Source organism: Streptomyces alanosinicus (assembly GCF_014650595.1).
Classification (GTDB): Bacteria; Actinomycetota; Actinomycetes; order Streptomycetales; family Streptomycetaceae; genus Streptomyces; species Streptomyces alanosinicus.
Map to the genome: position 1 here is coordinate 1 of NZ_BMVG01000007.1, position 20,735 is coordinate 20,735.

The window sequence follows — 20,735 nt, forward strand, 5'->3', positions numbered from 1 at the left end:
GAGGAACGGCGCCGGGGCCTCCTCGACCAGCTTCTGGTGCCGGCGCTGCAGGGAGCAGTCGCGGGTGGATACGACGACCACGTTGCCGTGTTTGTCGGCCAGGCACTGGGTCTCGACGTGCCGGGGGCGGTCGAGGTAGCGCTCGACGAAGCATTCGCCGCGGCCGAAGGCGGCGACCGCCTCGCGGACCGCGGACTCGTACAGCTCCGGGACCTCTTCGAGGGTGCGGGCGACCTTGAGGCCGCGGCCGCCGCCGCCGAAGGCGGCCTTGATGGCGATGGGCAGGCCGTGCTCCTCGGCGAAGGCGACGACTTCGTCGGCGCCGCTCACCGGGTCGGGGGTGCCGGCGACCAGGGGGGCGCCGGCGCGTTGGGCGATGTGGCGGGCGGCGACCTTGTCGCCCAGGTCGCGGATGGCCTGCGGGGGCGGGCCGATCCAGATCAGGCCCGCGTCGAGGACGGCCTGGGCGAAGTCGGCGTTCTCCGAGAGGAAGCCGTAGCCCGGATGGACGGCGTCCGCGCCCGACTCCGCTGCCGCGTTGAGGACCTTGTCGATGTCCAGGTAGCTGGTGGCCGGGGTGTCACCGCCCAGGGCGAACGCCTCATCCGCGGCGCGGACATGCAGAGCGTCCCGGTCCGGGTCCGCGTATACGGCCACGCTCGCGATCCCTGCGTCCCGACAGGCCCGGGCCACGCGGACAGCGATTTCGCCACGGTTGGCGATGAGCACCTTGCGCACGATTGAGGCTCCCTCCTTGAAACAAGCCGAGTTTAGGGACTGCCGACACGGCACTTCGACCCGTCCCCAATGGTGAGCTTGCCCACACGGAGCGTGATTCGAGGCTCGCTCGACCCGCGAAAAGCCTTGTCGCACCTCGATGCGCACGACTCCTCCCGGAAACCCTAGCCCCGTCATGTGGTCAAGGTCTCTGTGAGAGCGTGCTGCGCCCCACTCTGATTCTTTGTCGAGTCCCTACGAATGGCCCAATGATTCTTTGCCGACGCGCGAACCCTTGTCCCACGGTTTACCCGTTAGTAGCGTTCGCGATGACTCGAACGTACCTGGGGTAACAAGAAGCGGGCTTGAGAGTGGGTGGGGACCGGTGGTGCGCAGACCGGTGGCGTGGGTCGTGGCGATCGTCCTCCTGGTGGAGGCCGTCTTCGTCGCGGCGCTGAACTGGTTCCTCGGTGTGGTCGTCGACCGCCAGGACATGTCCCTGGCCGGCCTCGACCCGTCCTCGATGGCGACGTCCTCGAAGATCGGCGGCATCGTCTTCGGCCTCTACTTCGTCCTGTGCGCGCTCGTGGCCCTCCTGGTCGCGGTGCGCAACCGCGCCCCCGCGGGCTTCGGCCGCATGCTGCTGATCAGCGTGGCGGTCGTCCACGGACTGCTCGGCGCGTTCGCCTGGAGCATGATCGGCTGGACGGCGTTCCTGTTCCTGATGGTCGTACTCGGCCTCGTCGTGCTGCTCCTGATGACGTACGACCATGACGGCGGCCAAGCCGCCCCCGGCGGCGGGCCGGGGCGCGGCGGAGAGCCGGAGGCCGGGACCGAGCCTGGCACCGCTCCGCTCGCGGCCCCGGGCGCGGGCACGGGTGCGGCGGGGGTCGAGGCCGGGCCGGCCGGCCGTACGGGCGAGCCCGCGGGTCGTACGGACGAGCCGCGGGGCGGGGGCGCGGAGCCGCAGGGGCCCGTGCCCGCCCGGATCACTCGGCCGGCGCCCACAACTCCGTGATGCCGACGCCCAGTTCGGCCAGCAGCTTGCGCACCAGGGGCAGGCTGATGCCGATCACATTGCCGTGGTCGCCGTCGATGCCCTCGATGAACGGCGCCGAACGGCCGTCCAGGGTGAAGGCTCCCGCGACGTAGAGGGGTTCGCCGGAGGCCACGTACGCCGCGATCTCCTCGTCGCTCGGCTCGCCGAAGCGGACGACGGTGGAGGCGGTCCCGGAGACGTACCGCTTGGCCGCCGTGTCCCAGATGCAGTGGCCCGTCTGGAGGGTCCCGGCCCGCCCGCGCATCGCCTTCCAGCGGGCGGTCGCCTCCTCGGTGTCGGCGGGCTTGCCGAGGGCCTGGCCGTCCAGCTCCAGGACCGAGTCACAGCCGATCACCAGGGCGCCCTGCACCTCCGGCTTCGCCGCCACCACCGAGGCCTTCGCCTCGGCGAGGGCGAGCGCCAGCTCCGCAGGGGTGGGCGCGGTGACGGCGTCCTCGTCGACCCCGCTCACGATCACCTCCGGAGCGAGACCGGCCTGCCTCAGCAGGCCCAGCCGGGCGGGGGAGGCGGAGGCGAGGATCAGTCGGCGGCGTGTAGCAGTCATGCGGCCAGGTTAGCCACGGCGGCCGGATGGCTCACCTCAGGCCGATCACGAGCATGGCCAGGATCATCGCCACGGCCATGAAAAGGCCGAGCCGCCGGAGCATGTCCTGCGCTTCGCGCAGATCCTCCGGCGGCTCGTCGTCCGGGTCCGACCACAGCATTCCACCAGCGTGGCGCCGGGCCGGGCGAGGGTGCCTGAGTATGGGTACTCAATTGACGCCCTGGGTACCGCCGACCTCGCGCGGTTCCCCGCGCCCCTGAAGAGGCCTCAGCTCGGCCAGTAGGTGCGGGTCCAGGACGCCGGGCCCGGCTTCGGGATGTGGTGGGCGGCGATCCTGGACGGGTCCGACCATGCGTCCCGCGGGCCCTTCGCGCCGGGCGGCAGGGCTGCCGCCGCCGCGGCGCGGGCGCGGACCACCGCCAGGGCGGCGGCAAGCTCCTCGGGGGTCGGATTGCCTCGTACGACCTTGATGTTCATGACCGCTCCCAGGGGCAGCATGGCTTGGAGGGGACTGGAGGGGACTAGAGGGGGATGTTGCCGTGCTTCTTCGGAGGCAGGGATTCCCGCTTCGTGCGCAGCTGACGCAGGCCGCGGACGATATGGGCGCGGGTGTCGGACGGCATGATCACCGCGTCGATGTAGCCGCGCTCGGCCGCGATGTAGGGGTTGAGGAGGGCGTCCTCGTACTCCTGGATCAGCCGGGCCCGGGTGCTCTCGGCGTCTCCGGCGGACTCCGCCTCGGCGATGGTGCGGCGGTGCAGGATGTTGACCGCGCCCTGGGCGCCCATCACGGCGATCTGGGCGGTCGGCCAGGCGAGGTTGAGGTCGGCGCCCAGGTGCTTGGAGCCCATGACGTCGTACGCGCCGCCGAAGGCCTTGCGGGTGATCACCGTGATGAGGGGGACGGTGGCTTCCGCGTAGGCGAAGATCAGCTTCGCGCCGCGGCGGATGATGCCCTCGTGCTCCTGGCCGACGCCGGGCAGGAACCCGGGCACGTCGACGAACGTGAGCACCGGGATGTTGAAGGCGTCGCAGGTGCGCACGAACCGGGCGCCCTTCTCGGACGCGTCGATGTCCAGGCAGCCGGCGAACTGCATCGGCTGGTTGGCGACGACACCGACCGGGTGACCCTCGACGCGGCCGAAACCGGTGACGATGTTCGGTGCGAAGAGCGCCTGGGTCTCGAAGAACTCGGCGTCGTCCAGGACGTGTTCGATCACCGTGCGGATGTCGTACGGCTGGTTCGCGCTGTCCGGGACGAGGGTGTCGAGTTCGCGGTCCTCGTCGCCTACCGCGAGGTCCGACTCCTCCGGGAAGACCGGGGGTTCGGAGAGGTTGTTGGACGGCAGGTACGACAGGAGCTGCTTGATGTACTCGATGGCGTCCTTCTCGTCGCCCGCCATGTGGTGCGCCACGCCGGAGGTGGCGTTGTGGGTGCGGGCGCCGCCCAGTTCCTCGAAGCCGACGTCCTCGCCGGTGACGGTCTTGATGACGTCGGGGCCGGTGATGAACATGTGGGACGTCTGGTCGACCATGACCGTGAAGTCCGTGATCGCCGGGGAGTACACGGCACCGCCGGCGCAGGGGCCCACGACCAGGCTGATCTGCGGGATCACACCGGAGGCGTGGGTGTTGCGGCGGAAGATCTCGCCGTACGCGCCGAGGGAGGCGACGCCTTCCTGGATGCGGGCGCCGCCGGAGTCGTTGATGCCGATGACCGGGCAGCCGGTCTTCAGCGCGAAGTCCATGACCTTGACGATCTTCTGGCCGTAGACCTCGCCGAGGGCGCCGCCGAAGACGGTGAAATCCTGGGAGAAGACGGCGACGGGGCGGCCGTCGACGGTGCCGTAGCCGGTGACGACGCCGTCGCCGTACGGGCGGTTCTGCTCCAGGCCGAAGTTGGTGGAGCGGTGGCGGGCGAACTCGTCCAGTTCGACGAAGGAGTCCTCGTCGAGGAGGAGCCCGATGCGCTCACGGGCCGTCAGCTTGCCCTTGGCGTGCTGCTTTTCGACGGCGCGCTCCGAGCCGGCGTGCGTCGCCTCATGGATACGGCGCTGGAGATCCGCGAGCTTGCCCGCGGTCGTGTGGATATCGATCCCTTGAGTCTCGTGGATCTCTTGACGCTCTTCCGGCTCGGACATCGGGATGCGGCTCCCTGCCTGCTCAAAAGGGGGGACGGTTACTCATCCGTAGAGTAGTGGTGGGGGTGTGGGTCGGCAGTGCGGCGTTTCCCACACCTAGGGTGACTTGCATGACGCCGCACAATGCATCAGATGACAGCCGGGACGACAGCCGATGGTCTGATTTGGACCGGCCGCCCCTGAACGCCGCGGCGCTGCGGCGTGCGCTGGTCCGGGACGGAAGCCTGTACCGCGAGGTGGACGTGGTGCAGCGCACCGGCTCCACCAACTCCGACCTGGTCGCCCGGGGTGCCGCGGGGACGGCCGGTGAGGGGACGGTGCTGGTCGCGGAGGAGCAGACGGCGGGCAAGGGGCGTCTGGACCGGCGGTGGTCGGCGCCGGCGCGCTCGGGTCTCTTCTTCTCCGTGCTGCTGCGGCCGGCCGAGGTCCCGGTGGCGCGGTGGGGGTGGCTGCCGCTGCTCACGGGGGTTGCCGTGGCGAGTGGGCTGGCGCGGGCGGCGGGCGTGGACACGGCCCTGAAATGGCCGAACGATCTGCTGGTGACGGTGGAGGGAGAGGAGCGCAAGGCGGGGGGCATCCTCGCCGAGCGGGCCGGGGAGGACGGTGTCGTCGTCGGCGTCGGGATCAATGTCACGCTGCGGGCGGACGAGCTGCCGGTGCCGCAGGCGGGGTCGTTGGCGTTGGCCGGGGCGGTGGGGACGGACCGGGATCCGCTGTTGCGGGCGGTGCTGCGGGCGTTGGAGGAGTGGTACGGGCGGTGGCGGGCGGCGGGGGGTGATCCGGCGGCCTGTGGTCTGCAGGAGGCGTATGCGGCGGGGTGCGCGACGCTCGGACGGGTGGTGCGGGCCGAGTTGCCGGGGGATCGGGCGATTGTGGGCGAGGCTGTGGCGGTGGATGGGGACGGGCGGTTGGTCATCGCTACGGAGGCGGGGGTGCGGGAGCCGGTGGGGGCGGGGGACATCGTCCATTTGCGGCCTGCGTGAGGGGGGCGGCGGTTGGGTCGGCGGCTGGGGCTAGGTGTGCGGGTGCGGCTGCTGGGCCTGCGGCGTGTATGCCTGCGGCGCCTGTGGGGGTGGGTGGGGGTGTGTGTAGCGCCCAGTGTGCGTTTTGTGGGCGGGGCCGTGCCGGGGGGTGTCCGTCCTCGGTCCGGCGTGCTGTCGGTACAGGGGTGAGCTGGGTTTACGCCGTCCGCTGCGGGCGGACACCCCCCGGCACGTCACCTTCCCGCCGTGGGCGGCCGTGCCACCGTTCGGGCCAGGGCACGGCGACTCTCCAGGGGCGCGGGGAACTGCGCGATCGGGCACGCGCACCCGGCGCCGGGAAGTGTGGTGTCGGCCGAACCCGGCGGAGTGAGCTGGCGCACACCTGCCGTAGAGTTGAGGCCGGTCGATACCTGACCGTGGGAGATCGGAAGGGCAGCAGGCGTGACCGTCGACGACACGGGCTCCGGAGCGGGCGCGGACGCCGCCGACCCCGGCGAGGATCCGCTGGCCCTGCGCCTGGAACAGCTCATCCTGGGCGCCGAGCGCCGCTATACGCCGTTCCAGGCGGCTCGCAGCGCCGGTGTCTCCATGGAGCTGGCGTCACGGTTCTGGCGGGCCATGGGGTTCGCCGACATCGGCCAGGCCAAGGCGTTGACGGAGGCCGATGTGCTGGCGTTGCGCCGGCTCGCCGGTCTGGTCGAGGCGGGGCTGCTCAGCGAGGCCATGGCGGTGCAGGTGGCCCGGTCCACCGGGCAGACCACCGCCCGGTTGGCCGAGTGGCAGATGGATTCCTTCCTGGAGGGCCTGACCGAGCCGCCCGAGCCCGGCATGACCCGCACCGAGGTGACGTACCCGATCGTCGAGCTGCTCCTGCCCGAGCTGGAGGAGTTCCTGGTCTATGTGTGGCGGCGGCAGCTCGCCGCCTCGGCCGGGCGGGTCGTGCAGTCGGCGGACGACGAGGAGATGGTCGACCGGCGGCTCGCCGTCGGCTTCGCCGATCTGGTGGGGTTCACCCGGCTGACCCGCCGGATGGAGGAGGAAGAGCTCGGGGAGCTGGTCGAGGCGTTCGAGACCACCGCGGCGGATCTGGTGGCGGCCAGGGGTGGCCGGCTCATCAAGACGCTCGGTGACGAGGTGCTGTTCGCGGCGGACGACGCCGGTATCGCCGCCGACATCGCGATGCGGCTCGTGGAGACGCTGGCCAACGACGAGACGATGCCCGAGCTGCGCGTGGGCATGGCGTTCGGCACGGTCACCACTCGTATGGGTGATGTGTTCGGTACGACGGTGAACCTGGCCTCCCGCCTCACGTCGATAGCCCCCCGGGACGCGGTGCTGGTGGACAGCGCCTTCGCCGAGGAGCTGATCCGCAGCGGTGAGGCGCCCGCCTCGGAGGCGGAGGCGGCCGAAGCCGCGGCGGCCGCCGAGAAGGAGGGCGAGGAGCCGCCCGTGTACCGCTTCGCGCTCCAGCCGATGTGGCAGCGGCCGGTGCGTGGGCTCGGTGTGGTCGAGCCCTGGCTGCTGAACCGCCGAGAGGGTCAGGCGTAAGCCCGCAGCCCGCAGTCGACAGCCGATAGCTGGCAGGGGGCAGCCGTAGGCGTCGGGCGGTGGTCATCGCGGTGGTCATCGGTGGTGGTGGCGGTGGTCCGTGGTTTCCGGGGAGTTCACGCAGAGGCCGAGGACCGGGACGCATACATCACCTTGATCGCCCGGATCGCCCGGATCAGTCTGTGGTGGGGTTGGTGTGGGCTGGGTCGGGGGTGGGGTGGTCGGCGGCTTGGGGTGGGTGGTCGTCGGGGGTGGGGTCGTGGTGTGCGGGCGTGTGGTGGTGGGGGTGGTGGGGAGGAGGGGGCTCGGGGTGGGGTGTGTCGTGGGTGGGGGTGGGGGAGCGGTGGTTCTGCGTGGGGGTGTCGGGGCCGGGGTTCGGCCGCCCATGGCGGAGGTCGCCGAGGGGGGTGCGGTGGGGGTGTGCGTGGGTGTGGCGATGCGGGGCTCGGCCTCTGCCGTGGCGGGGGCGCCGACCCCGGGGTCCGAGGCGACCCGGACCAGGCTGAGGACCCCGGCGGCGAGCGCGAGGCCGCCGGTGGCGAGGAGCACCTTGCGGGGGCGCGGTTTGCGGTGTCGGCCGCGGCGTACGGCGGACGGGGCGCCGGCCGTGTCGTCGTCCGTGCCGGACTGTGCGCGTATCGGTGACATGGTTCCCCTCCCCGCCGTGGCGGACGCACGCTATGCGGTCCTGTGGGTGATGTGGGGTGAGACGGGCGGGATGTCACTCGAACGGGCGTAGCCTCCCGGGGTTTCCCGCGGCCGGGTACGGCTGCGATGATCGGGCCGACAGTGCGTTAACCCGCGTTAACACGTGAGCCGGAGGGTGTCATGAGCGAGGAGCGGTTCGGGGAGTTCGTGCTGGTGCGGCGGCATGGGCCGGTCGCGGAGCTGGTCCTGGACCGGCCCAAGGCCATGAACGCCGTCTCCACGGAGATGGCCCGCTCGCTCGGCGGTGCGTGTGCGGCGCTGGCCGCCGACCGGGACGCGCGTGTGGTGGTGCTGACGTCCTCGCATGAGCGGGCGTTCTGCGTCGGGGCGGATCTGAAGGAGCGGAACTCCTTCAGTGACGCGGATCTGCTGCGGCAGCGGCCGGTGACGCGCGGGGCGTACACCGGGGTGCTGGAACTGCCGATGCCGACGATCGCGGCGGTGCACGGGTTCGCGCTGGGCGGCGGTTTCGAACTGGCCCTGTCCTGCGACTTGATCGTGGCCGACCGTACGGCGGTGGTGGGGCTGCCGGAGGTGTCCGTCGGGGTGATCCCCGGGGGCGGCGGCACGCAGCTGCTGCCGCGGCGGGTCGGGGCGGCGCGCGCCGCCGAGCTGGTCTTCTCGGCGCGGCGGGTGGAGGCGGCGGAGGCGGCCGAACTGGGGCTGGTCGACCAGCTGGTGGATGAGGGGCGGGACAAGGTGGAGGCGCTGGCGCTGGCGGCCAGGATCGCCGGGAACTCGCCGGTCGGGCTGCGCGCCGCCAAGCGGGCGCTGCGCCTTGGGCACGGGCTGGATCTGCGGGCCGGACTGGAGGTCGAGGACGCGGCGTGGCGCTCGGTGGCCTTCTCGGCGGACCGGGCGGAGGGCGTCGCGGCGTTCAACGAGAAGCGCAAGCCGCAGTGGCCTGGTGAGTAGCGCGGGCGTGGGTCCCTGACCTGTTCGCCTCTCCGGCGTCCCGAATGCCGCAAAACCTTCCTAACCTGGAGTAATGGGAGAGGACAAGCGGCTCGTCGCCGTGGTGGCGCTGGCTCAGGGGATGGCGGCGGCGCGCACCCCGCGGGACTCCTGGCAGGCCGCCGCGCTCGGCGCCTGCCGGGCGCTGGACGGCAGCTTCGCCGCGCTGTCGGTGTGGGAGCGGGAGCTGGGCCGGCTGCGCGTCCTGGTGAACGTGGGGGACAGGCGCCCGGACGAGGAGGAGTTCCCCGAGGCCGAGGCCTACCCGGTGCACCAGTTCCCGGAGATCACCGAGTTCCTGCACGAGCGGTGGGCCGGCGGGGGCGGGCCGAACGCATGGGTGGAGACGGCCGAGGGGACCGCCGCCGGCACGCCCGGCTACTTCCATCACCGGGTCGCCGCCCTGCGCCGCCGGGGCCGCGGCTGCTGTGTCGTCGCCCCGGTCGTGCTGCACGGCCGGGCCTGGGGTGAGGTGTATGTCGCCCGCGCCGTCAGGGCCCCGGTGTTCGGCCGGGCCGACGCCGACTTCGCCACCGTGCTGGCCGCCGTCGTCGCCGCGGGGCTCGTGCAGGCCGAGCGGCTGGAGGAGGCCCGCCGGCTCGCCTACACCGACGCCCTCACCGGACTCGCCAACCGCCGCGCCGTGGACGTACGCCTGGAGGAGGCCGTCGAGCGGCACCGCGGGGAGGGTGCGGTCGTCAGTCTTGTCGTCTGTGATCTCAATGGGCTGAAGCGGGTCAACGACACCCTCGGGCACGCCGTCGGCGACCGGCTGCTGGAGCGCTTCGGGTCCGTGCTCTCGCTGTGCGGGGCGATGGTGCCGGGTGCGCTGGCGGCGCGGCTCGGCGGGGACGAGTTCTGTCTGCTGGCGGTGGGTCCGCCGGCCGAGGAGGTCGTCAAGGCCGCCGATGAACTGTGCCGCAGGGCCGGGGAGTTGGAGTTGGGGGAGGGGGTGGCGTGCGGGGTCGCCTCGACCGGCGATCCCATCGGGGACGTGCGCGATGCCCGGCGGTTGTTCCGGCTCGCCGACGCCGCCCAGTACCGGGCCAAGGCCCTGCGGGCCGACCGGCCGGTGGTCGCGGGCCGTGAGGGGCCGGGAGATCCGGTCGTACGGCTGGCGGACGAGCCGTCGCCCGCGCGGGCCGAGCGGCGCCGGTTCCGTGGCCGCCTGCCGTGAGGCGAAGGCCACACGGACGGGTAAGGGGCACCCTCGCTCCCCACTAGTGACATCCCCGCATTCAATGCGTACGCTCCTGAATATGGATATGCACACTGTGGTGGTGAGGACGTCCGGTGTCACGGCGTCCGACGTTCTCGCCGTGGCGCGCGGCGGTGCCCGCATCGAGCTGTCGGCGGAAGCGGTCGCGGCCCTCGCCGCGGCCCGGGAGATCGTGGACGCGCTCGCGGCCAAGCCCGACCCGGTCTACGGCGTCTCCACCGGCTTCGGTGCGCTGGCGACCCGGCACATCAGCCAGGAACTGCGCGCCCAGCTGCAGCGCAACATCGTCCGCTCGCACGCCGCCGGGATGGGGCCGCGGGTGGAGCGTGAGGTCGTACGGGCCCTGATGTTCCTGCGGCTCAAGACCGTCTGCTCCGGGCACACCGGTGTCCGCCCCGAGGTCGCGCAGACCATGGCCGACGTGCTGAACGCCGGGATCACCCCGGTCGTGCACGAGTACGGCTCCCTCGGCTGCTCCGGCGACCTGGCCCCGCTCTCCCACTGCGCCCTGACGCTCATGGGCGAGGGGGACGCGGAAGGCCCGGACGGCAGCGTCCGGCCCGCCGGTGAGCTGCTCGCCGAGCACGGCATCCGGCCGGTCGAGCTGCGCGAGAAGGAGGGGCTCGCCCTCCTCAACGGCACCGACGGCATGCTCGGCATGCTGGTCATGGCCCTCGCCGACCTCGACACCCTCTACAAGTCCGCCGATGTCACCGCCGCCCTCAGCCTGGAGGCGCTGCTCGGGACGGACAAGGTGCTCGCGCCCGAGCTGCATGCCATCCGGCCCCATCCGGGCCAGGGGGCCAGCGCCGCCAACATGCTGGCCGTGCTCGACGGTTCCCAGCTCACCGGGCACCACCAGGACGACGCCCCGCGCGTTCAGGACGCCTACTCGGTGCGCTGCGCCCCGCAGGTCGCCGGTGCCGGTCGGGACACCATGGCGCACGCCCGGCTGGTCGCCGAGCGCGAGCTGGCCTCGGCCGTCGACAACCCGGTCGTGCTGCCTGGGGGCACCTCCCAGGCTTTCGGCTCCGGGGGAGGCCGCGTCGAGTCCAACGGCAACTTCCACGGCGCCCCGGTCGCCTACGTCCTGGACTTCCTCGCCATCGCCGCCGCCGACCTCGGTTCGATCGCCGAGCGGCGTACTGACCGGCTGCTCGACAAGAACCGCAGCCACGGTCTGCCGCCGTTCCTCGCGGACGACGCGGGTGTCGACTCCGGGCTGATGATCGCCCAGTACACGCAGGCCGCGCTGGTGAGCGAGATGAAGCGGCTCGCGGTGCCCGCCTCCGCCGACTCCATCCCGTCCTCCGCCATGCAGGAGGACCATGTGTCCATGGGCTGGTCGGCCGCGCGCAAGCTGCGCACCGCCGTCGGCAACCTCACCCGGATCATCGCCGTCGAGCTGTACGCGGCCACCCGCGCGATCGAGCTGCGCGAGGGCCTCACCCCGGCGCCCGCCTCCCGCGCCGTCATCGAGGCCGTGCGCGCCGCCGGTGTGCAGGGCCCCGGCCCGGACCGCTTCCTGGCGCCCGACCTGGCCGCCGCCGACGCGTTCGTGCGCGGCGGTCACCTCGTCGCCGCGGCGGAGTCGGTCACCGGCCCGCTGCAGTAACCTCCCCGCACGAGCAGAGGGGCCCGTCCCGCCGGACCGGGCCCCTCTGCTGTGCCTGTGTCACTTCAGCTTGGCCTGCTGGGCCTTGACGACCGCGGGCGAGACCACGTACGCCTTCTTGCCCATCATCGAGCCCAGGTTCGTCGTGAAGTAGCCGGCCAGCGTGTTCCCGACCCGTACGACCTCGGCGTGGACGGGCGCGGGGTCCCCCTCGTCGGTGTCCGTGGTCGCGGCGAACGCCACCACCCCGTCCCCGGTGCTCGTGGCCTTCTCCTCGACGACCTTGGTGAACTTCATCTTCGTGCCCGCCTGCACGGCCGAGAAGCCGCTCGCGCAGGCGGGTACGGCGGTGCGGACCGACTCCAGGGCCTTGCCGGCGCCCTCGCCGTCGTACGAGGCCAGGGTGACCGTGGTGACGTCCCGGTCCAGGGACTTCTGCATCGCCTCCTTGAACTTCCCCTCGTCGAGGTCGTCCAGGGAGGTCGGCTTGGTCGAGGGGGCCTTCTTCTGGTTCTCCATGGCCAGCCGGTCGGTCTTCGCCGCCGCGTCGAGGGGCGGGAGGCCGCTCATCACACGGGCCAGCGGCCGGCAGCGCGCGCTGTCGGTCGTTATCGGCCTGGCGCGGGTGGCCGGCACCGGCTGCACCTGGAACCCGGGCACCTCGCCCCGCGCGATGATCCGCTGCTTCAACTCCGCGGCGCCCAGCGCCTTCGAGGCCGGACCGGAATGCCTCGCATCCCCCTGGGAGCAGCCCGTGACAAGGGCGAACGACAGCGCACCCGCAACCGCGGCGGCGCACAGCCGTACGCCCGACGATCTCTTCATGGGGCGAACTATGTGCGGGCTGCCAAAGGACAGTCAAGGGAAATTAAAAGCCCATGCGTTCGCGTCGCACCGAATACACCACAAAGGCGGCGCCCACACCGAGGAAGAGCGTGCCGCCGACGACGTACGGCGTGGTGTCGATGCTTCCGGTGTCGGCGAGTTGGGTGTCGTCCGCGGCCTCCCGCGCGGTCTCCGCAGTCGCCTGCGCGGTCTCCGCGGTCGCCTGGGACACCGCCCTGGCCTGCTGTGCGACCCGCGTCGTCGAGTATGTCGAGGACTGTGTCATGGCCGCTCTCGACCCCGAGTCCTGCGACGCGTTCGCGGACGGGACGAACCACAGCGCGCACAGCAGGGTGCCCGCGGCGGTGGCGGTCAGCAGCGGACGGCGAGCGGATGTCACGGAATATCGATCCCCTTGTGACGCTGGCGAATTGGCCGTGTAGGGCGATGTTAGTGAAAGTCGCGGGTCACAGGAAAGTCACGGCCGGTTTCGGTCGTACGCTCGCGCCATGAGCGCTGAAGAGACATCACGTTTTGTACGGCTTCGGGTGGAGCTGGTCCTTGAGGTGCAGGACGAGGACCAGGTGACCAAGGCCGCGCTGCGCCGGATCGCGGCCGATCCGGAGCTGCCGCAGGCCGAGCGGACCCAGGCCGAGGGGGCTGTGACGGAAGACACGGCGGAGGCCCTCGCCTATCTCGTGGACCCGTTCGACCTGGTCGGCGAGGTGCCCGGGGTCGAGCTGCAACAGGCGTCCTGGTCGAGCGAACGGATCGACTACGACCCGGATTCGCCGGACTGGGACCTGGACGAGGACGGCGAGTACGGCGAGGACGACGAGGACGATGAGGGGGAGGGTGAGGGCGGGAGCGGCGGCGGCATCGGCATCGGCTGAGCGTCCCGGGGGCCACACTCGCGACCCCGGACGGCAACCGCCGTCCGGGGTTCGGTCGTCCTATGAGGGGATGGACGGACGTGGTGTGCCCCACAGATCCAGCGGATGGGGAACGGGACGATACGGCCGTAGCGTTGAAGGTTCTTACGGGGGTTCTCGGGGTTTTGGCGATTCGGTGACGATGGAGAAGCGTGTGATGACGGACAGTAAGCGGCGCAGGGGCCTGGTGGCCGCGTCCGCTCTGCTCGGCGGTGTGCTGGTGCTCACGGCGTGTTCCGGCGGAGACGACAAGTCCTCCAGTAACGGCAAGGGCGACTCCTCCCAGGCCGCCGCCGACGCGGCGGCGGCGAAGAAGTCCTCGGAGGCGCAGATCACGATCACGCCGAAGGACGGCTCCGACAACGCCTCGATCAACAACTCCGCCACCGTCACGGTCGGCAAGGGCACCCTCACCGGTGTCACGATGACCACCGAGAGCGGCACGGCCGTCGCCGGTCAGCTCTCCGCCGACAAGACCAGCTGGAAGCCCAGCGCCCAGCTGGACCGCTCCACCACCTACAAGGTCGCCGCCGAGGCCAAGGACTCCCAGGGCCGGATAGCCCACGAGAACGCCTCCTTCACCACCGTCTCCCCGGCCAACAGCTTCATCGGCACCTACACCCCGGACGACGGCTCCACGGTCGGTGTCGGCATGCCGGTCTCGATCAACTTCGACAAGGCGATCACCAACAAGGCGGCCGTGCAGAAGGGCGTCACGGTCAGCACCAGCAGCGGCCAGGAGGTCGCCTGCCACTGGTTCGGCGCCAACCGCATGGACTGCCGCCCGGAGCAGTACTGGAAGGCAGGCTCCACCGTCACGCTGAAGCTGGCGCTCGACGGCGTCGAGGGCGCGCCCGGTGTCCACGGTGTCCAGCAGAAGACGGTCACCTTCCACATCGGCCGCAACCAGGTCTCGTACGTCGACGCGAAGACCAAGCAGATGAAGATCACGCAGGACGGCAAGGTCGTCAAGACCATTCCGATCTCCGCGGGCTCCCCCGAGCACACCACGTACGAGGGGCAGATGGTGATCTCCGAGAAGTTCACCCAGACCCGGATGAACGGCGCGACGGTCGGCTTCAAGGACTCCGACGGCAAGGGCGAGTACGACATCAAGGACGTGCCGCACGCGATGCGCCTGACCAGCTCCGGCACCTTCATCCACGGCAACTACTGGGGCGCGCCGTCCGTCTTCGGCAACGTCAACACCAGCCACGGCTGTGTCGGCCTGCAGGACGCCAAGGGCGCGGGCGACGCGAGCACCCCGGCCGCCTGGTTCTACAGCCACACCCTGATCGGTGACGTGGTCGTCGTCCAGAACACCGGCGACAAGACGGTCCAGCCGGACAACGGCCTCAACGGCTGGAACATGAACTGGGCCCAGTGGAAGGCCGGTTCGGCCGTCTGACAGCCCGTTCGCAGCTGTACCGGTGCCGCCCCTCGGGGCGGCACCGGCGTTTCCGGGCTCGCCATGGGCCCGGCCACAGCCTTCTCATGCTCCTTCTCATGCTTCTTTTATGCCGGCCTTAGGGTGCCGTCAGGGTCCGTCCCTGATGTGCGGCCATGCTCTTCACCTACCTGAGGCGCGAACTGCGATCCAGCGGCATGGGGAGGGCCCAGGGCAAGGTGCTCCAGTCGCTGTACATCCCGCTGAAGCGGGCGCAGACCCTCGCCGGTGAGAAGGGCAAGGTCACCACGATCTACGTCAAGGCGACCGACTCCCAGAAGATCGACTCCGTCAAGAGCGCCATCCAGAAGAACGTCTCCGGTACGACGGTCACCACCTCCGCCGACCTCGCCAAGACGGTCTCGGGCTCGCCGGCCACCGCGTCCTCCCTCGCCACCGACGTCGGCAGGTGGCTGTCGATCGCTGTCCTGGTCGCCGCGTTCCTGGTGGCCGGCCTGCTGACCTCCGCCGCGGTCTCCCGCCGGGTCCGGGAGTTCGGCACGCTCAAGGCGCTGGGCTGGAAGTCGGGCCGGGTGACCCGGCAGGTGGTCGGCGAGGCCGTCGTCAACGGTCTGGTCGGCGGCGCCCTCGGCATCGCCCTGGGGCTGGCGGGCGCGTACGCCGTCACGGCCGTCAGTCCGACCCTGCGGGCCCAGCCGGGCGGCGGCTTCGGGGGCGGTGGTGGCGGCGGCTTCGGTGGCCCGGGCCGCGAGGCGGCGAAGTCCCTGTCGGTCGCGCTGACGGCGCCGGTCAGTGTCACGACGATCGCCCTGGCGGTGGCGGTGGCGGGCGGGCTGATCGCGGGAGCGTTCGGCGGCTGGCGCGCCTCGCGGCTCCGTCCGGCGGACGCGCTGCGGCGGGTGGAGTGACGGCCCCACCCGACGGCTCCTCCCGACGGCCCCTCAGGGCACGCGATCACCTCTCACCTCTCCCCGGAGTCACCATGTACCACCTCAGAAACGTGACCAAGCGCTACACCCGAGGCAAAGACACCGTCCACGCCCTCGACGGGGTGGACCTGACCATCGGCGACGGCGACGGACTCGGGACGGCACCGACCTGGCCACGCTCAGCGAAGCCCGGCTGACGAAGGTCCGCGGCGAGAACATCGGCTTCGTCTTCCAGTCCTTCAACCTCATTCCGACGCTCACCGCCCAGGAGGACGTCGAGACCGCGCTCGTACCGCTCGGCATCAAGACCAAGGAGCGGCGGGAACTCGCCGCCGAGGCACTGCACTCCGTCGGCCTCGGCGAACGCCTCGCTCATCTGCCCTCCGAGATGTCCGGCGGCCGGCAACAGCGCGTGGCCATCGCCCGCGCCCTCGTCAAGCGCCCGAAGGTCCTCCTCGCCGACGAGCCCACCGGCAATCTCGACGAGGGCATGCGCGACGAGATCATGGACGTACTCGAACGCCTGTGGAAGGAGCACGGGCTGACCTTCATCATGGTCACCCACGACTCGTCGATCGCGAAGAAGGCTCCGCGGCTCGCGATCATCCGCAAAGGAAAGATCACGGTAAAGGAGAACGCGGGCGCCTGACGGTCCCCGACACCTGCTGTTCGTGCGGCACTTCGCGGTTCTGTAACGGTGGCCCGCAGGCGGCGTTACAGTTTTCCTTCGCTCTTTCTTACCCTCCTTTCGTCTCTTGAGCCGTTTGCCGGGCCCCCGGCATACTTCGTGATCCCGGGGGGCCGGCGTGCGTGCGCACAAGCCTGCCCCCGGCCGGGTGAACGGCGAACTCGCCCGGTACTCCATCTCCAGGGGGAGAACGTGCGCAGACAAGTGCAAAGTGCTGCGGCCGGTGTGGCCATCGCCGCAGCGGTCGCTGTCGCGGCGGGCCTGACCAGCCCGGCGTCGGCGAAGCCCACGGAGCGCATCCCGACCGCTGCCTCCGCCGCGGCGCTCACCGTGAAGACCCATGTCACTCTGATCACCGGTGACCGGGTCGCCCTCGACGCCAAGGGCCGGATCATCGGCCTGGAGCGGGCCAAGGGCCGTGAGCACATACCTTTCCAGGTCCGCAGGACCGAGGGCCACACGCTGCTCATCCCGGTCGACGCCGTCCACCTGGTGGCCTCCGGCAAGCTGGACCAGCGCCTGTTCGACATCACGGAGCTGAACAAGGCCGCCACCCGCCGGGCCCAGAAGGACGGCCTGAAGGTCATCGTCGGCTACACCGGCGCTGCCACGGAGGCCAGGGCCGACGTCCGGGGCGCGGGCCGGCTGCGCCGCAGCCTGACCGCGCTCGACGCCGACGCGGTGCAGACACCGGTCCGGGGCACCGCGGCGCTGTGGCACGCCGTCACCGACGGCGGCAGGACCGCCGCCGGCATCGCGCACATCTGGCTCGACGGCGTCCGCAAGGCCTCCCTCGACACATCCGTGCCGCAGATCGGCGCGCCCGTCGCCTGGAAGGCCGGCTACACCGGCAAGGGCGTGAAGGTCGCCGTCCTCGACACCGGCGTGGACACCCGCCACCCGGACCTGAAGCACCAGGTGATCGCGGCCAAGAACTTCACCGCCGCCAAGGACGCCACCGACCACTACGGGCACGGCACCCACGTCGCCTCCATCGTGGCGGGCACCGGCGCCGCATCGGGCGGCAGGTACAAGGGGGTCGCCCCGGACGCCGAGATCCTGAGCGGCAAGGTGCTGGACGACAGCGGCTCCGGTGACGACTCCGGCATCCTCGCCGGCATGGAGTGGGCGGCCGCGCAGGGCGCGAGCGTCGTCAACCTCAGCCTCGGCGGCCCCGACAGCCCCGGCGTCGACCCGCTGGAGGCCGAGGTCGACAAGCTCTCCGCCACCAAGGGCGTCCTGTTCGCGATCGCCGCGGGCAACGACGGACCCGGGTCGGTCGGCTCGCCGGGCAGCGCGGACGCCGCGCTCACCGTCGGCGCCGTCGACAAGAAGGACAAGCTCGCCGACTTCTCCTCCACCGGCCCGCGCGCCGGGGACGGCGCCGTCAAGCCGGACGTCACCGCCCCGGGTGTGGACATCACCGCCGCCGCGGCCAAGGGCAGCGTCGTCGACCACGAGGTCGGCGAGAAGCCCGCCGGCTATCTGACCCTCTCCGGCACCTCGATGGCCACCCCGCATGTCGCGGGCGCCGCCGCGATCCTGAAGCAGGAGCACCCCGACTGGGGTTACGCCGAGCTGAAGGGCGCGCTGACCGGCTCCGCCAAGGGCGGCAACTACACGCCGTACCAGCAGGGTTCGGGCCGTGTCGCGGTGGACAGGGCCATCGGGCAGTCCGTGGTCGCCGACCCGGTGTCGGTGAACTTCGGTACGCAGGCGTGGCCGCACACCGACGACCAGCCGGTCACCAAGGAGGTGACGTACCGCAACCTCGGCGACAAGGACGTCACGCTCACCCTGAGCAGCCGCGGCCTGGACCCCAAGGGCCACGCGGCCCCGGACGGCTTCTTCCAGCTCGGCTCGACGAAGCTGACGGTCCCGGCACACGGCAGGGCCTCCGTCGACCTCACCGTGAACACCAAGCTGGGCGGCACCCTCGACGGCGCCTACTCCGCGTATGTGACCGCGACCGGCGCCGGCCAGAGTGTCCGCACGGCCGCCGCGGTGCGGCGCGAGGTGGAGTCGTACGACGTCACCCTGAAGTTCATCGGCCGCGACGGCAAGCCGGCGAAGTCCTACACCGCCGCCCTCACCGGGGTGGCCGGACGGGCGAGCGGCACGGACGTGAGCCCGTACGACCCGTCCGGCACGGTGACGGTGCGGGTGCCCAAGGGCACGTACCTCTTCAACTCCTCCGTCCTGGTGGACCCGGACGACAGCGACAAGGGCCTCGACTGGATCGCCCAGCCGAAGCTGACCGTCACCAAGAAGCAGACGATCACGGTCGACGCGCGCAAGGCCAAGCCGGTGGACGTCACCGTGCCGGCCTCGGGTGTGAAGTCCCGCTTCGCCGCGCCCGGCTTCACCCTCACGCTCGGCGGGAACCAGTACAGCTACACCTGGTTCCTGGACTCGTACAAGAACTTCCGCACCGCCCACCTGGGCCCGCAACTGCCCGCCGGCCAGCTGTTCCAGCAGTGGGACGGCCACTGGACCAAGGGCACGAGCGACCAGTACGACGTCACCTCCGGCGGCCCGGTGCGGAAGCTCGCCGCCGGCTACACCAAGCACTACAAGGCCGGTGAGCTGGCCATCGTCAAGGCCCGCCTCGGTGCCGCGGCGGACGGCAGGACGGGTTCGATCAGCGCCACCGGCTGGCTGCCCGGCGCCTCCGCCGCCACCTCCATCGACATCCGGCAGAAGCTGCCCGGTACCCGCGCCCTGCATCTGTCCGCGGGCGGCGGGGTCCAGTGGGGCCTGGACTTCACCCAGTACGACGGGGTCGACCAGGACGGCTTCCCGGTCGCCGACGCGAGCTACGCGCTCGGCGAGTCCTCCTTCCGGGCCGGCCACAGCTATGCGAAGACGGTCAACACCGCGGTCTTCGGCCCGTACGTCGGCAAGGACGTCGGTCTCTTCCGCAACGGCAACCAGATCTTCGGCTCGCTGCCGCTGTTCGCCGACGCCGGCAAGCACGCCGGGGTCTCGGACCTCAGCTCGGTGCGCACCACCCTGTACCGCGACGGCACCGAGGTCGGCTCCAACACCGACCCGCTGTTCGGCGAGGAGACCTTCAAGGTCCCGGCCGGTGAGGCCGGCTACCGGCTCACCACCTCGGTCAGGCGCGCGGCGAGGGTGTCCACGGCGTCCTCCCGGATCGACGCGGCCTGGACCTTCCGCTCCAAGAAGGTCTCCGGCGCCCCCGTCCAGCTCCCCGCCTCCGTGCTGCGCTACGGCATCGCGACCGGCCTGGACAGCACGGTACCGGCCGGCCGCGCGGTCACCTTCCCGGTCACCGTCGAGGGCTCGGCGGCGTTCGGCAACCTGAAGTCGCTGACCGTGTACGTCTCCTACGACGGCAAGACCTTCACGCAGGTCCCCGTCCACGACGGCAGGATCACGGTGAAGACCCCGGCCCGGGGCAGGTCCGTCTCCCTGCGCTCCCGGATCACCGACAAGAAGGGCAACACGTCGGAGATCACGATCCACGACGCGTACTTCGGACGGTGAGCCGCAGCACCCCCTGACGCCCCTAGGGGCACCCGGACCATGATCTCCGGGTGCTCCTAGGGCACGGTGGTGCGGGTGGCGTCCGTGCCCCAGCTGGACAGCAGACGCAGGTTGTCGGCGGAGGGGGAGCCCGGTTCGGCGTGGTACGTGAGCAGGGACTGGTCCGAGTCGTCCGTCAGGCGGAAGGACTCGAAGTGCAGGGCGAGGTCGCCCACCAGCGGGTGGTGCAGCCGTTTGACGCCGTGGTTCTTCTCCTTGACGTCGTGGGTCGCCCACAGCCTGCGGAACTCCTCGCTCTTCACGGAGAGTTCGCCCACCAGCGCCGACAGCCGCGGGTCGTCCGGATAGCAGCCCGCGTCCATGCGCAGCGCGCAGACGATGTCGATCGCCTTCTGCTGCCAGTCGACGAACAGATCGCGGTAGTCCGGGTGCAGGAAGACCAGCCGGGCCCAGTTGCGCTCCTCCGGCGGCAGCTCCGCCCAGTCGCCGAAGACCGCCGCCGCCATCCGGTTCCACGCGAGGATCTCCGAGCGGCGCCCGACCACGTACGCCGGTACGCCCTCCATCGTGTCCAGCAGCTGCCGCAGCGCGACACGGACCTGCTGCTGCCGCGCCGCCGGCTTCTTCTTGTGCGACTTCGGCTTGGCCAGATGCGTCAGATGCGCGTGCTCGGCGTCCGACAGCCGAAGCGCCCGCGCGATCGAGTCCAGGACCTCCGCCGAGACATTGCGACCGTTGCCCTGTTCGAGCCGGGTGTAGTACGCCACGGACACCCCGGCCAGCTGCGCCAGCTCCTCGCGGCGCAGCCCCGGCACCCGCCGGTGCCGGCCGAAGTCGGGCAGCCCCACGTCCTCCGGCTTCAGCCGGGCCCGCCGGCTGCGCAGGAACTCGCTCAGTTCGGCCCGCCGGTCCAGGGGCGGGGACGAGGGCAGGGGCTGGTTCTCCATACGTCCA

18 protein-coding genes and 2 pseudogenes are annotated in these 20,735 nt (G+C 71.3%); 11 read left to right on the forward strand and 9 right to left on the reverse strand.

Annotated elements, in window-relative coordinates; genetic code table 11:
• Positions 1-738: ATP-binding protein (locus tag IE277_RS17160; protein ID WP_308433391.1), on the reverse strand; the 738-nt coding region annotated here is incomplete at its 3' end.
• A 364-nt stretch (positions 739-1,102) separates the two neighbouring features.
• On the opposite strand from IE277_RS17160, the gene IE277_RS17165 reads away from it, so the two are divergent.
• Positions 1,103-1,735 (forward strand): hypothetical protein, encoded by a 633-nt coding sequence (locus IE277_RS17165; protein ID WP_229881680.1) that lies wholly within the window; start codon positions 1,103-1,105, stop codon positions 1,733-1,735.
• Here the strand turns inward: IE277_RS17165 and IE277_RS17170 are convergent.
• From IE277_RS17170 to IE277_RS17180, 4 genes are all read right to left on the reverse strand, one after another.
• Entirely contained in the window at positions 1,707-2,321 is a 615-nt protein-coding gene (locus IE277_RS17170; RefSeq protein ID WP_189953338.1) for a Maf family protein, read from the reverse strand. The genes IE277_RS17165 and IE277_RS17170 overlap by 29 nt on opposite strands.
• Before the next feature lie 31 nt (positions 2,322-2,352).
• Complete coding sequence (gene mmpB / locus IE277_RS48805; protein ID WP_268252561.1) at positions 2,353-2,481, reverse strand: morphogenic membrane protein MmpB; 129 nt, start codon at positions 2,479-2,481, stop codon at positions 2,353-2,355.
• Between the two features lie 107 nt (positions 2,482-2,588).
• Entirely contained in the window at positions 2,589-2,798 is a 210-nt protein-coding gene (locus IE277_RS17175; RefSeq protein ID WP_189953867.1) for an acyl-CoA carboxylase epsilon subunit, read from the reverse strand.
• 44 nt (positions 2,799-2,842) lie between these two features.
• Positions 2,843-4,462, reverse strand: a complete 1,620-nt coding sequence (locus tag IE277_RS17180; RefSeq protein ID WP_189953340.1) for an acyl-CoA carboxylase subunit beta — start codon at positions 4,460-4,462, stop codon at positions 2,843-2,845.
• 110 nt (positions 4,463-4,572) lie between these two features.
• Between IE277_RS17180 and IE277_RS17185 the strand changes: the two genes are divergently transcribed.
• Together IE277_RS17185 and IE277_RS17190 are read left to right on the forward strand one after the other, a co-directional pair.
• Complete coding sequence (locus IE277_RS17185; protein WP_189953342.1) at positions 4,573-5,445, forward strand: biotin--[acetyl-CoA-carboxylase] ligase; 873 nt, start codon at positions 4,573-4,575, stop codon at positions 5,443-5,445.
• A 441-nt stretch (positions 5,446-5,886) separates the two neighbouring features.
• Positions 5,887-6,993 (forward strand): adenylate/guanylate cyclase domain-containing protein, encoded by a 1,107-nt coding sequence (locus IE277_RS17190; RefSeq protein WP_189953344.1) that lies wholly within the window; start codon positions 5,887-5,889, stop codon positions 6,991-6,993.
• Positions 6,994-7,068: 75 nt separating this feature from the next.
• Here IE277_RS17190 and IE277_RS17195 read toward each other — a convergent pair whose 3' ends face one another.
• The gene (locus IE277_RS17195; RefSeq protein WP_229881682.1) at positions 7,069-7,641 is read right to left on the reverse strand and encodes a hypothetical protein; all 573 of its coding nucleotides are present in this window, start codon (positions 7,639-7,641) and stop codon (positions 7,069-7,071) included.
• A 180-nt stretch (positions 7,642-7,821) separates the two neighbouring features.
• Here IE277_RS17195 and IE277_RS17200 point away from each other — a divergent pair, with 180 nt between their 5' ends.
• The 3 genes from IE277_RS17200 to hutH all read left to right on the forward strand — a co-directional run bounded on the left by IE277_RS17200 (position 7,822) and on the right by hutH (position 11,489).
• Entirely contained in the window at positions 7,822-8,616 is a 795-nt protein-coding gene (locus IE277_RS17200; protein WP_189953346.1) for an enoyl-CoA hydratase/isomerase family protein, read from the forward strand.
• Positions 8,617-8,689: 73 nt separating this feature from the next.
• Positions 8,690-9,832, forward strand: coding sequence for a GGDEF domain-containing protein (locus tag IE277_RS17205; RefSeq protein WP_189953348.1), 1,143 nt, complete (start codon positions 8,690-8,692; stop codon positions 9,830-9,832).
• A gap of 88 nt (positions 9,833-9,920) precedes the next feature.
• Entirely contained in the window at positions 9,921-11,489 is a 1,569-nt protein-coding gene (hutH, locus tag IE277_RS17210) for a histidine ammonia-lyase (protein ID WP_189953869.1), read from the forward strand.
• 60 nt (positions 11,490-11,549) lie between these two features.
• Here hutH and IE277_RS17215 read toward each other — a convergent pair whose 3' ends face one another.
• Positions 11,550-12,314, reverse strand: a complete 765-nt coding sequence (locus IE277_RS17215; RefSeq protein WP_189953350.1) for a hypothetical protein — start codon at positions 12,312-12,314, stop codon at positions 11,550-11,552.
• Between the two features lie 43 nt (positions 12,315-12,357).
• On the reverse strand, positions 12,358-12,714 hold the full coding sequence (locus IE277_RS17220; RefSeq protein WP_189953352.1) for a hypothetical protein: 357 nt from the start codon (positions 12,712-12,714) through the stop codon (positions 12,358-12,360).
• Positions 12,715-12,823: 109 nt separating this feature from the next.
• On the opposite strand from IE277_RS17220, the gene IE277_RS17225 reads away from it, so the two are divergent.
• The 5 genes and pseudogenes from IE277_RS17225 (at position 12,824) to IE277_RS17245 (ending at position 19,781) form a co-directional block, all read left to right on the forward strand.
• Positions 12,824-13,207 (forward strand): hypothetical protein, encoded by a 384-nt coding sequence (locus IE277_RS17225; protein WP_189953354.1) that lies wholly within the window; start codon positions 12,824-12,826, stop codon positions 13,205-13,207.
• Between the two features lie 196 nt (positions 13,208-13,403).
• A complete protein-coding gene (locus IE277_RS17230; RefSeq protein ID WP_189953356.1) occupies positions 13,404-14,654 on the forward strand; it encodes a L,D-transpeptidase in 1,251 nt (416 codons plus the stop codon).
• A 230-nt stretch (positions 14,655-14,884) separates the two neighbouring features.
• A pseudogene (locus tag IE277_RS17235) lies at positions 14,885-15,562 on the forward strand (ABC transporter permease); the annotation flags it as partial.
• A gap of 74 nt (positions 15,563-15,636) precedes the next feature.
• Positions 15,637-16,232 (forward strand): annotated as a pseudogene (locus IE277_RS17240) (ABC transporter ATP-binding protein).
• Between the two features lie 264 nt (positions 16,233-16,496).
• The gene (locus tag IE277_RS17245; RefSeq protein WP_229881683.1) at positions 16,497-19,781 is read left to right on the forward strand and encodes a S8 family peptidase; all 3,285 of its coding nucleotides are present in this window, start codon (positions 16,497-16,499) and stop codon (positions 19,779-19,781) included.
• A gap of 56 nt (positions 19,782-19,837) precedes the next feature.
• Here IE277_RS17245 and IE277_RS17250 read toward each other — a convergent pair whose 3' ends face one another.
• On the reverse strand, positions 19,838-20,728 hold the full coding sequence (locus IE277_RS17250; RefSeq protein WP_189953361.1) for a helix-turn-helix domain-containing protein: 891 nt from the start codon (positions 20,726-20,728) through the stop codon (positions 19,838-19,840).
• Positions 20,729-20,735 lie beyond the last annotated feature (7 nt).